The 12,100-nt window shown below is 59.4% G+C and carries 9 protein-coding genes; 6 read left to right on the plus strand and 3 right to left on the minus strand.

Annotated features, from left to right (window positions below; genetic code table 11):
* Positions 1-29: 29 nt before the first annotated feature.
* From LAO20_17980 to LAO20_17990, 3 genes are all read right to left on the minus strand, one after another.
* The gene (locus LAO20_17980; protein ID MBZ5533322.1) at positions 30-545 is read right to left on the minus strand and encodes a hypothetical protein; all 516 of its coding nucleotides are present in this window, start codon (positions 543-545) and stop codon (positions 30-32) included.
* Positions 546-566: 21 nt separating this feature from the next.
* Positions 567-875 carry a YtxH domain-containing protein gene (locus tag LAO20_17985; protein MBZ5533323.1) on the minus strand — a complete coding sequence of 103 codons (309 nt, stop codon included), beginning with the start codon at positions 873-875 and terminating at the stop codon, positions 567-569.
* A gap of 127 nt (positions 876-1,002) precedes the next feature.
* The gene (locus LAO20_17990) at positions 1,003-2,706 is read right to left on the minus strand and encodes a hypothetical protein (protein ID MBZ5533324.1); all 1,704 of its coding nucleotides are present in this window, start codon (positions 2,704-2,706) and stop codon (positions 1,003-1,005) included.
* A gap of 295 nt (positions 2,707-3,001) precedes the next feature.
* Between LAO20_17990 and LAO20_17995 the strand changes: the two genes are divergently transcribed.
* The 6 genes from LAO20_17995 to metH all read left to right on the plus strand — a co-directional run bounded on the left by LAO20_17995 (position 3,002) and on the right by metH (position 11,535).
* On the plus strand, positions 3,002-3,502 hold the full coding sequence (locus tag LAO20_17995) for a periplasmic heavy metal sensor (GenBank protein MBZ5533325.1): 501 nt from the start codon (positions 3,002-3,004) through the stop codon (positions 3,500-3,502).
* Between the two features lie 254 nt (positions 3,503-3,756).
* The gene (locus LAO20_18000) at positions 3,757-4,209 is read left to right on the plus strand and encodes a response regulator (protein MBZ5533326.1); all 453 of its coding nucleotides are present in this window, start codon (positions 3,757-3,759) and stop codon (positions 4,207-4,209) included.
* Between the two features lie 135 nt (positions 4,210-4,344).
* Positions 4,345-6,420: a HAMP domain-containing histidine kinase gene (locus LAO20_18005; protein ID MBZ5533327.1), complete on the plus strand. Its 2,076-nt coding sequence runs from the start codon at positions 4,345-4,347 to the stop codon at positions 6,418-6,420.
* On the plus strand, positions 6,417-7,103 hold the full coding sequence (locus LAO20_18010; GenBank protein ID MBZ5533328.1) for a response regulator transcription factor: 687 nt from the start codon (positions 6,417-6,419) through the stop codon (positions 7,101-7,103). Before LAO20_18005 ends, LAO20_18010 begins: the two co-directional genes overlap by 4 nt.
* Positions 7,104-7,406: 303 nt before the next feature.
* Entirely contained in the window at positions 7,407-7,715 is a 309-nt protein-coding gene (locus tag LAO20_18015; GenBank protein MBZ5533329.1) for a hypothetical protein, read from the plus strand.
* A gap of 358 nt (positions 7,716-8,073) precedes the next feature.
* Entirely contained in the window at positions 8,074-11,535 is a 3,462-nt protein-coding gene (metH, locus tag LAO20_18020) for a methionine synthase (GenBank protein MBZ5533330.1), read from the plus strand.
* Positions 11,536-12,100 lie beyond the last annotated feature (565 nt).

The following is a 12,100-nucleotide window of genomic DNA, read 5'->3' on the forward strand; positions in this document are numbered from 1 at the left end:
AATTACCAACTTACCCAATTACCAATTTCCTAGATAAACATCTCTTCGTCTTCTTCCATAGCGTTGCCCGTGGCGGGTTTTTTGCGGGAGCGGTTAGCGCGCAGGAAGCCCAGCCCCGCGTTGACCGCGTGCAGGATGGCGCGGACGCGGCGCACCGGCCCCAGAACTTTGTACTGCAGAAGTTCCGTAGTGGTTTCGATCTTCTCCATGGTATGGCCCACGAACTCGTCCAGGCGGACGGCGTGGCCGTGCGCGCGCTCCACGATATCGCCGGTGGCCTCCGCGATTTGTGATACCTGGTCGCGCACGGTAGCGCTGGATTCTGCCAGATTGGCGGTGATTTCCGCGATCTTGGGCTGAGCGTCATCCAGGATGGCGCGGCTGGTCGCCAGGATAGGCGTGGCTTGTTCTTCCACGCGCCCGGCAAGCTCCTGTATGCGCGCGGCCGTCTGCTTCATCGCCAGAAACATTGCGATCAAGATCACCAACTGAATCACGATGGCGACGGCCGCAACAATCACGAAAATGGCAACAACTTTGTCCACGATAAAAGTGAAGTCCCTGTTTTAGGAGCCTTTCTTGCCTTCGCCGGCGGTAGCTTCACGATACGCCTGGCGGCTGGCATCAATGGCCCGACTAATCTGCTCTTTTTGCTGGCCGACGACTTCCTTGCCGCGGTCCACCCACTGGCCCACGGTTTCGCGCGCCTCGCGGCCGCGATTTTTCAGGTACTCGGTGCCTTCCTGCGCGGTGTTCTTGAGGGCCTCGCGGGTCTCGCGTCCGGATCGCGGAGCGTACAGCACGCCCATCAAAGCGCCAAAGCCCAGTCCTGCCACAAACCACAACAGATTGTTGCCGTTATCTCTATCTGACATGCAGTAACCTCCACAAAACTCGATGGTAACACCCGGCGCTGCCCTTATTCAAATGTACGGCGGACGCTGTACCTGAGGCGGAGCTTTCTCAGACGGACGCTTGTGCCCGGCTTGTTGCGCCAGAAAATCAGGGCTCTCCATAGGTGTCAGAGTAGCTGCCGCTCTTGATCTTGGCCACCACCTTGAATCGCTTCAAGGGCACAGCCAGCAGGGCGCGGGCAAACGTAATGGATTCCACCGTGCGCACGTCAGGGTCCTTGATTTCCTGCAGCAGCTTGGCGGTGGCGGGATGGGAGATCTTGGTTTCAATCTCAACGAATTGCCGATACGCGTCCGCCGATGGCCACCAGGCTTTTAATGCTTTGTTGGGATCGTCAGGATTGATGTCAATATCCAGCATCTTGCCGGCGACGCTGAGCCCCTCGCCCACCACGTCTTCCGCCCGGTCAACGTCTTCCATCTGTAAATAGAGGTTGGCGGCGGTCGCAAGATGCCGCGCCTGATTGCCCAAGGGCAGGTCTTTGATGGCTTTTCTCAGTTCAGAAAGCGCCGAGCGGGCGGCGGTGGGGTTCTTCTTCATGGTCAAGCGGGCCAGGGCTTCCAGCGTGGTTGCGCGCGGCGCCGGCCCGTAGGAGCGCGGGCTGCCGATCGTCACCGGCAGCATGCTGGCTTGGGCAATGGCTTGCGTGGGATCAGTCTCCGCAAGTTGCAGGATCAGGTCTTGGCGACGCTGTATTTCCTGGCGGATCGCCATGTCGGAGGCAGCCTTGCCGCCGGCGTTTTTGTTGGTCACGTTAAAGCTGGTGTTGCGGCGCGGCGGCTGGCCATCTTTGCCGGGCGACAGCGGCATGACCGAATCAATGCCGTTGGGATACTTGTCCATGGTGATCTTGAGCGTTGCGTTTTCTTCCAGCAGATGTTGGGCGCCGCTTTCGTCCAATTTGCGCAGCAGAGGGAGCAGCGCAAAGAGCTGAAATTCGTAGATGGAGCTGAAGCTGGCTGAGCCCCCCGATCCGCCTGCGGTAATGGCGAAAGTATCGTCAGCCTTGCGGGCCTGGCTCAGAATCTCATCAATGGCTTCGCGCGCCAGTTTGGGCGGCATGCTCTCGCCAAAGCGCGTGACCAATGCGGTGAGATCGCCGCCAAAAGTCACCGTCCGCTTGTTGTGCTCATGGACGCGGTAACTGGCCACGGCGGAGGCAAACAGCGACTGCTTTTCCGCGTTCATTTCCGGCGGCATGGCATCCAGCAGGGACGTGGCCGCGCCGTAAGGGAACTCGTCCCAGGATGTCACCTGCTGGATGAGGTGCATGGCTTTGTCGAACTGTTTCTTCTGAACGTAGTTGCCAATGATGACCTGCGACGCCTGTTTGCGGGCGTCGGGTTCGGCTTGCACCAGGCGCTCTTCCACATCGGACGGGGAGATGGGAAGCAGGACGCGAAAGATCTCAGTTTGCAAGTCGCTCTTGGTTTGGTCGTCATCCTGGATAGCGAGCGATACGGAGAACGCGTCCTGCAGCAGCCCGCGGGCCTTGGGTTGATCGGACGCAGCGTAAGCGGCCGCGATCTGCAAGAGCGAATAACAGCGCATCGGCGCATCCAGTCCGCGGGCCTGGCTTTCCGCCAGCTCCAGTGTCTGATGGGCGAGCAACTGGTCGGGGGTAAGCTTAGGCTTTGCGTCGGCAGAGTCTTTGGCGGCCTTCGTCTTTGCCGGCGGCTTAGCGGATGGCGCGTCCGGCTTAGGTGCGGAAGTCTTGGGTTCCTGGGCGACGCTCCAATGCAACGTCATAACGACCAAAGTAAGCACCGTCACTCTGCTGATGTGAAACATGTCATGACCCCCGGTAGACGCGGACGACCGCCATCGATTGTAACCATATTCATAAGGGGTGTTTAGTCCTGAATTCGGCACTCCGGCGCTGGTTCGGGTTGGCAACGTGGGCCGTTGCGCCAAACATTTACAGGCGCTTTACACCAAACTGTCAGGTTCTTTACGTCGAACGTGCGGGAAACGTGTTTCCATGAGTGTACGGAGTGAGCGGTTGATCAAGTTCGCAGCGCAATTTCTTATTGATTGGCATCGGCACTCAAAAATCTTGTTAAAGGTTTGACGGAGAAGCAAAAAAATGAAAAAGCCCCTTTTGAAAGTACTAGCAGCGGTCGCGGTCGGAGTGCTGGGTCTGGTGGCGTTTGCCCAGATGCCCAAGCATCATGATCCGGCGGCGCGCATCCAGCATCACGTGGATTTCCTGACCAAGAAGCTGGCGCTGACCCCGGCGCAACAGCAGCAGGCCACCACCATTTTCACCAACCAGGCCAACGCCGGCAAGGCGATGCGCGAACAGATGAAGACCGCGCATGAGAGCCTGAAGGCCGCCGTGCAGAAGAATGACAGCGCGGCGATTGACCAGGCCTCCAACACCATCGGCAACACCACGGCGCAGATGATTTCCTCGCGCGCCAAGGCGCGGGCTGCGTTTTTCGCCACGCTCACTCCTGACCAGCAAAGCAAACTCACGGAAATGGAAAGTCATGGCCGGGGCAAAGGCTGGGGCCATGGACGCGGACGCGGCGGACATGGCGGACCCGGCGGACCCGGCGGACCTCCTCCGGACGGACAATTCTAAGAGCCCAGGTCTCCTTCTGGCTCTCCCGCTGAGGACAGGCCCCAAGTCGGCAGCTTGGGCTTGTCCTCAGCATTTTTTTATGGCGATTCCAGAACAGGCCTAAAACCCTGCTAAATCCACAAGATCCAGATTATTCAGGGACTTTCAGAGCACACCCCAAGTGATCTTTACGATAACTTTACAATCCGCTTTCCGGTTGTTTACCCTGCGCGAACCAGGCGCCAGCTAAGCTCGAAGGAGAGGTAAGGATTCGTATGTCACTGGCGCCAAACACCATCAATGTGGGGAGCTTCAATTCGCTGCCCGAGGCGCCCCCGCGACTGGGCCGGAAGAGCGCGCTGGTGGTGGACGATTCGTCCACCATCCTGCACATGATCTGCACTTTGCTGGAACACCATAAAGTGGTGGAAGTGGTGGGCCGGGCGGAGAATGGATTGGAAGCGATCGATGCGGTCGCCAGCCTGAATCCTGAAATCGTGCTGATCGACGCGGAGCTTCCGGAGATGAGCGGCCTGCGCACGGCGCTGGTGCTTTCCCAGATGTGTCCGGCAACCAAAGTTGTTTTGATGACCATGGACCCCAGTTCGCAATTTCGCGAAGCCTGCGCCGGGTGCGGCGCGCACGCGGTGATTTACAAACCGCGTTTCCTGAAAGAGCTTTCAGCCGTGCTGCGGAACAATCCCGCCCCGCACAAGCCGGTGGCGTAGAGGATCACCCGGTGTGCCCGCGTACCAGTTGTACTTTCCGCAGACGCGGTTGCCATCCCCAAGGAAATATAATGAAGACGGGAACGGGCTTGGCAGCTCAACGCTTGCCTGGAACGGCGCGACCTTAAAATGGTGATGAAGATGAGACCGGCGACGAAAGAGCGAGTTTTCTGGTGGACGGCCGTGCCCGCCCTGGCCGGAGTGCTGGTGTTTCTCGCCGTCCTGCAATACCACTGGAGCCAGCAGGTCAGCGACGCCTCGCGGGAGCAGATGCTGTCCAACTTGCAGACCGCGCTGACGGGATTCCGCCTGGACCTGACCCACGAACTGGGCGCGGCGTGCCTGGAGGTGAGATCGGCGGTCCGCGAATCCGCGAACCAGAACAGCACGCGGTTCGGCGAACGATTCCAACATTGGCAGCAGACCGCGACCCATCCCGCGCTGGTGTCCCAGATATTTCTTTGGCAGAGCATCCCAGTTCAGAGCAACCCAGGGCAGACCAGCCGTCCAAGTCAAGACAATCAAGGCCGCTTGGTGCGTTTGTTTCCGGTGAGCGAGCACAATGATAAAGATGCGGTGAGCTGGCCACCCGAATTTCAGCGACTCCAGCAACGTCTGCAGGCGATGTCGCAACCAACCGACCGCCCGGGTAATGGCGGACCGCGTTTTTTCCGAAACAACAGAGGCCGGGGCCGCGGCGGAGCAGGGCCACGCGGTGGAACTGGACCGCGCGACGGTGCAGGGTCGCGAGCCGGTCGTCCGAACCGTAGCGCCGGCACTGCGGACGCGTTCCTCCCCTGGTTTGTGGACCAGTCCATCCCCGCGCTGGCGTCTCCTGTGCGGCAGCGCGATGAAGCCGGCGGCGATACCGCTTCCCCCGCTTCGGTTTCCTGGATCATCATCCAGTTGAATCCCGGCGTGCTGGAAAAAGAAATCTTCCCCGAACTGGCGCAGAAGTACTTTGGCGGCACCGGCGGCTTGAGCTACCACGTGGCGGTGGTAGACCAAAGCGCGCAGGCGCACGCGCTGTATGCTTCCGTCGCCGGGTTTGGCGGGAGCAGCGATCAAGCTCCCGACGCCGCGCTGGACCTGTTTGGTCCGCCACTCCGCCGCAACGGACCGGCCGTTGCCGTCGGGCCGCAGGACGTATTTGGCCCGCGCACAGGAACTACGGCAACCAGCGGACGTCCGCGGCAAGCGCAGAACCCCAACGGCGACCGCCGTGATTCCGGCGGGGAAAGAATGGTCCGCCTGGAGCCAATCCGCTATTCGTCGGACGACGGCGTGTGGAAAGTTGTGGTGAAGCATCCTAGCGGCTCGGTGGAAGCTGCCGTGAGCGGATTGCGCCGTCACAATCTGGCGGTGAGCTTTGGCGTTCTGGTGTTGCTGGCCGTGACCATGGGATTGGTGGTGGCTGCCAGCCAGCGCGCGCGGCGGCTGGCCATGCTGCAGATGGATTTTGTGGCCGGCGTGTCGCACGAGCTGCGCACGCCGCTGGCGGTGATTTCTTCCGCAGCGGAAAACATCGCGCACGGCGTGGTCGCCGACAAGCAACAACTGGCGCGCTACGGCGCGTCCATCGTGAAGCAAGCGCGCCAGCTCGCGCAACTGGTGGACCAGGTGCTGGTGTTCGCCGCCACCCAGCAAAAGCCGCAACGCTACCCGTTGCGTGCCGTGAACGTGAGTGAAGTGCTTTCCGCCGCGCTGGAAAATACGGCGAGCGTGGTCACTGCCGCGGGAGTTTCCGTGGAGCGCAATCTTGAGCCGGGATTGCCGCCGGTGAGCGCTGATTTCGCCGCGCTCTCGCAGTGCCTGCAAAACCTGATTACCAACGCCGTGAAATATGGCGGTGACGGACGCTGGGTGGGCATCCGTGCGGCAGCGCGCAAAGAAGGCGACGCCGTCCGCGAAGTGGAGATCACCGTTCAGGATCACGGCATGGGGATGAGCCAGGAAGAGTTGAAGCATATCTTTGAGCCTTTTTATCGCAGTCCGTCGGTCGCGGGATCCAGTATCCACGGCACCGGCCTGGGCCTGCCCCTGGCCAAGACGGTGATTGAAGCCATGCGCGGCACCCTTGCGGTGGAGAGCGAACCAGGCAAGGGAAGCGCTTTCACCATCCGCCTGGCGGTGGCCGACGGCCTGCGCGAATCACACGACGAACGCGCCGCCAAGAAAATCTCCGGACAGACCGCGGGTGAAACGCCATGAGCAACCGCATCCTGGTCATTGAAGACGAAGAAGACTTGCGCATGACGCTCAACGACCGTCTCAAGGCCGAAGGCTACGCGCCGGAGTTCGCTGCTGATGGCGACGAAGGCCTGCGCAAAGCCATCCAGGGCAAATACGATCTGATTCTTCTGGACGTGATGCTCCCCGGCAAAAACGGCCTGGACGTTTGCCGCGACATCCGCAAAGCCGGGCTCACCGTTCCCATCATCATGCTCACCGCGCGCGGCCAGTTGCTGGACAAAGTGCTGGGCCTGAAGATCGGGGCCGACGACTATCTCACCAAGCCGTTTGAGATGCTGGAACTGCTGGCCCGCATTGAAGTCCAGGTCCGCCGCAGCGAGGGGCAAGACCAGGAGCCGGACGGCATCCAGCAAATTGGACCGATCCAGGTGGACCTGCGCGGCACCACCGTCTCCCGCGACGGCAAAGTTGTCCCGCTTTCCGCCCGCGAATTCCGCCTGCTCCGCTACTTCGTGCTGCACCGCGGAACGACTCTCTCCCGCGAAGTGCTGCTGAAGGAAGTCTGGGGCTACAACGAAGACACCTTTACCCGGACGGTTGACGTCCACGTGGGCAGCCTGCGCCAGAAACTGGAAGCCGACCCCAAGAAACCGGCGCTGATCCTGACCGTTCCCGGCCTGGGTTACAAATTTGCGGCGTAAGACCTTGCCGCTGATGACGGACCAAAACCTCACCACTGATGACGCTGATTACACTGATCATCACTGATCAGAACCGGGCAAAGGCCAAGGGCAAAGGGCCATATACAGCGGCCAACTACCAAGAACCAAATACCAAATACCACAAGCCGAAAGCCAACCCGGCGATCCTCTGATGCCGCGTCATGTCTTTCTTGACCTGTCTTCAATCAGCGTTCATCGGTGACATCAGCGTCATCAGCGGTAAGTTTTTCCGGTCTTCACGTAAATTCCCATATTCACCCGTGTAAAAATCCGGTAAAGCCTATGGACTTCACCCCTGGCAACGGATTACAAAGCTCAGCGGAGCACAAAAAGGGTACCGGCATGATCCAGGATTTATGTCCCCGCGGCGCTGAACTCGTGGAAGCAGCCTCCCGCGCTGATCGTACTTTTAAGGCCAGCATTATCCAGTTTTTTTCCAATGCCAAAAAAGACGAAGAAGAGATGCGGCAGTTGGAGTCGCTGGGCGAGCTGCAGCGGGACGCCGATGAGGCATTCCATCGCCACCAGAGATTGTGTACGGCCTGCGCGCACATGCACGAAGCGGCGGTGCGCGAGCCTGCGGGAGATTGATTTCGGCTTTATCCTTAGTTCCTGAGTTTCCTCCATCACTTACAAACGTGAGCCATGCTGAAAGTGGGCGTCCCCGGGCGCCCATTTTTTTTGGGGGCCTTCGAATGTGCTGCGACGTACCTCTCGATTTGCTGTGTCTTGCGAAACCCGTGTGACGGCCCCCGCTATCGGGAAGTGTTTCTTCCTTTGCGACCTCCGCGTCCTCTGCTGTGAAATGCCGGGTTCGGTTTTCACCTAAACCCCCAAAACCCGCCAATCGCCACCCGGATTGCCCTGATCACAGCGACTGTGTGGGACAGTTTCCCGACAGACATTTAGAATAAAGACCAGCGGGAACCTTCGGGTCTCGACTTAGACAATGAAGACCTTTCTCGACACAGTTCGCGAGCGCGTAGTCGTCTATGACGGCGCGATGGGCACGCAGATCCAGGACCGCAACCCGTCGCTGGACGACTATTGGGGCCAGGAGAACTGCTCAGAAATTCTGGTCCTGAGCCGCCCGGACATCATCAAGGACATCCACGCCGCCTATTTCACCGCCGGGGCCGACGTGGTGGAGACGGACACCTTCGGCGGCACCAGCATCGTGCTGGGAGAATTCGGTCTCGCGGACAAAGTCCACGAGATCAACAAGCGCGCCGCGGAACTGGCGCGCGAAGTCGCCGCCGGTTTCTCCACGCCGGCGCGTCCGCGCTTTGTTGCCGGCTCCATGGGCCCGGGCACCAAGCTGCCTTCGCTGGGACACATCGGCTTTGACGCCATGTGGAAGGCCTATCTGGAGCAGGCGCTCGGCCTGATTGACGGCGGCGTTGACGTGCTGCTGATTGAAACCTGTCAGGACATTCTGCAAACTAAGATCGCGCTGGCTGCAGTGTTTGACGCCATGAAGCAAGCCGGCAAACGCCTGCCGGTGCAGGCGCAAGTCACGCTGCAGGACAACGGCGCCATGCTGCTGGGGACTGAGATTGGCGCGGTGGAAACCACGCTGGAGCCGTACGATTGCGAAATCGTCGGGCTGAACTGCGCCACCGGACCGAAAGAGATGAACGACGCGGTCCGCTACCTGGCGCACAACTCGCCGCAGGAAATTTCCGTGCTGCCCAACGCCGGGCTGCCGCACTCCACGGGGCAGGTCTATCGCCTCACGCCGGACGAGTTGGCCGAGTATCACAAGAAGTTCATCACCGAATACGGCGTACGCATTGTCGGCGGATGTTGCGGCACCACGCCCGAGCACATCAAAGTTGTTTCAGAAATATGCGCGAACCTGGAACCCGCCAAACGCGAAGTGAAGATCACCGCGGCCGCGGCCAGCGCCTACAGCATGGTCCCGCTGGACCTGGAGCCCAAGCCGCTGATCGTCGCGGAAGAAATGAACACCACCACGCGGGTGGAGAACTTCAAGAACATGGTCCGCGAAGGGAAGTATGACGACATTCTGGCCCTGGCCAAAAAGCTGGTGGCGGAAGGCTCACACATGCTGGACCTGTGCTGCGCCATTGTGGGCGAAGACGAGAAAGCGTACATCAGCAACATTCTGGACAAAGTCGCCACGCGTGTGCCCGCGCCGGTGCTGGTGGATTCCACCGAGGCCGACGTGATCGAAGAAGCGCTGAAGCGTATTCCCGGCAAGGCCATCATCAACTCTATCAATCTGGAGGACGGTGAGAAGCGCACGTCGAAAGTTCTGCCCATGGCCAAGCGCTACGGTGCGGCGGTGATCGCCCTGACTATTGACGAAGACGGCATGGCCCTGACGGCGGAGAAGAAAACCGCCGTCGCCAAGCGCATCTTCAAATTGGCCACCGAAAAATACGGCATTCGTCCGCAGGACCTGATCTTTGACGCGCTGACGCTGCCCATTTCCACCGGCCAGGAAGAGTACCGCAGCGCCGGCATTGAGACCCTGAACGCCATCAAGAGGATCAAGCAGGAACTGCCCGACGTGAAGACCATTCTGGGCGTGAGCAACATCTCGTTTGGCTTGAACACTTACGCGCGGCGCGTGCTCAACAGCGTGTTCATGAAGGAAGCCGTGGACAACGGTCTGGACATGGCGATTGTGAATTACGCCAAAATCTATCCTTTATATAAGATCCCGGAAATTGAGGTGGATCTGGCGCGCAAGCTCATCTATCGCGACCAGGCGAATGGCGATCCCCTGCAGTTCTACATGGCCCATTTCGCCGGGGCCACGCAGCAGCCGCAGGCGGACGTTACGCCGGTGGAAGCGCTGTCCGTGGAAGACAAGCTGAAGCGCTGCATCATCAACGGCGAAAAAGCCCTGGGTGACGGCGCGCAGAAGCAGTCGCTGGAGCAGATCCTGGATGCTGCGCTGGCCACCTACTCGCCGCTGGACATCATTAATACCGTCCTGCTCGATGGCATGAAGACCGTGGGCGAGTTATTTGGCGCGCGCAAGATGCAGTTGCCTTCCGTGCTGGATTCCGCCGGCGTGATGAAGCAGGCCGTGGCTTATCTTGAGCCCAAGATGGAGAAGAAGGACGGCAACCAGAAGGGGACCATCGTGCTGGCCACGGTGAAGGGCGACGTACACGATATCGGCAAGAACCTGGTGGACATCATCCTGAGCAACAACGGCTACAAGGTGGTGAACCTTGGCATCAAGCAGCCGTCGGACTCGATCATCGCCGCGGCCAAGCAGCACAACGCGCATGCCATCGGGCTGAGCGGGCTGCTGGTGAAGTCCACCCTGGAGATGAAGTACGTGATCCAGGACTTGCAAGCCCAGAAGCTGGACTATCCGGTGATCTGCGGCGGCGCTGCGCTCACGCGCAAATACGTGGAAGACGACCTGCGCCGCGAGTACGCGAACTCTGTCTTCTACGCCGACGATGCTTTTGCCGGCCTGCACATCATGGACGACCTGATCTCCGCCAACGGCCAGCGCGATAAGCGCCTGGAAGAGGGAAGAACAGTAAAAGAGTTTGCCAAGACCACGGCGATCGCGGGCGGCGCAAGCTCCGCGAGCACGGAACGGTCATCGGCGGTGCAGCCTGCGCCGAACATTCCTGTGCCGCCGTTTTACGGCGTGCGAGTGCGCAAAGACTGGGACCTTGAGCAACTGTTCAGTTACATCAACCACACGGCACTGTTCAAGAACCAGTGGCAATTGAAGACGGCGTCGCAAGCCGATTACGCGCGCCTGGTGGAAGAAAAATATAAGCCCGTCCTGCACGACTTGCAGAAAGAGGTTGCGGCACAGGGCTGGTTTGAACCGAAAGTCGTTTACGGCTACTTTGCCTGCCAGGCTGAAGGCAATGACGTGGTCCTGTACGACTCGCCGCAATCGAAAAGGGAAATCCAGCGGTTTACTTTCCCGCGCCAGCGCGAAGGCCGCAAGCTCTCCATCGCCGACTTCTTCTTACCCAAAGACTCCGGGCAGTTTGACGTGATTGGCCTCTCAGTGGTGACCGTGGGCAGCCGCGCGTCGCTAGAGACCAAGAAGCTCTTTGATGCCGGCGAATTCACCAAGTATCTCTACTTGCACGGACTGAGCGTGGAGACCGCCGAAGCCCTGGCGGAGTTGCTGCACAAGAACATGAGGGAAGAGTTGGGCATCGCGGGCGACGATGCTCCGCGCATCACTGATCTGTTCCACCAGAAGTATCGGGGGTCGCGCTATTCATTCGGCTATCCCGCGTGTCCCAACCTTGAAGACCAGACAAAACTGTTCGCGCTGCTCAAGCCGGAAGAGAACATCGGCGTGCGCCTGACGCCCGGGTTCCACATGGAGCCGGAACAGTCCACGTCAGCGATTGTCGTGCATCATCCGCAAGCCAAGTATTTCGTGGTGTAGCGCGGCGCGCTTCTCTAAACATGAGAAGGACAGCGTTAAGAAACGTTCAGCACATCGCGTGAACCACACACAAACTCATTTGCTTTGACGCCTCATCAACAAAAAAGTTAGCGATGATGAACCGTCAATTTGTTGCGCGATGGAAAATGCGTGAAGAGCGCGCGACAAGCTCTCCACAATTGTGTAGAGAGCGCGCAGGTTCGCAACAAGAAATCATAGTGCAACGTGTTAAGAAATTGTTAAACAAGCGTGCCGATAGTCATCGGTTGGTTGATACATTACCTCAGCCGCGTCGAACTATGCGGATCTAGTGCTCGCGCAATCAAATGAATAGTCATCTCCGCAACTAATATTTCCGTTGATGTAAGAGATTGCATCGTCGTGCGATGCGTGACGCTGATGTCCTCCGCGTTGCACTCGTCGGCAGAGCGTCAACCCTCGCAGTATTGCTCATCCGCGCAAGCAAAGCGGGTAGAGCCATATGGGTTAAGTAGTCCGCCGCTGCTCCAGTTCGCGAATGGCATGCGCATTGCATTACGCGTTAGCAAGCGATGTGCAACCAGGA

This window comes from Terriglobia bacterium (assembly GCA_020072815.1).
Taxonomy (GTDB): Bacteria; Acidobacteriota; Terriglobia; order Terriglobales; family Acidobacteriaceae; genus Angelobacter.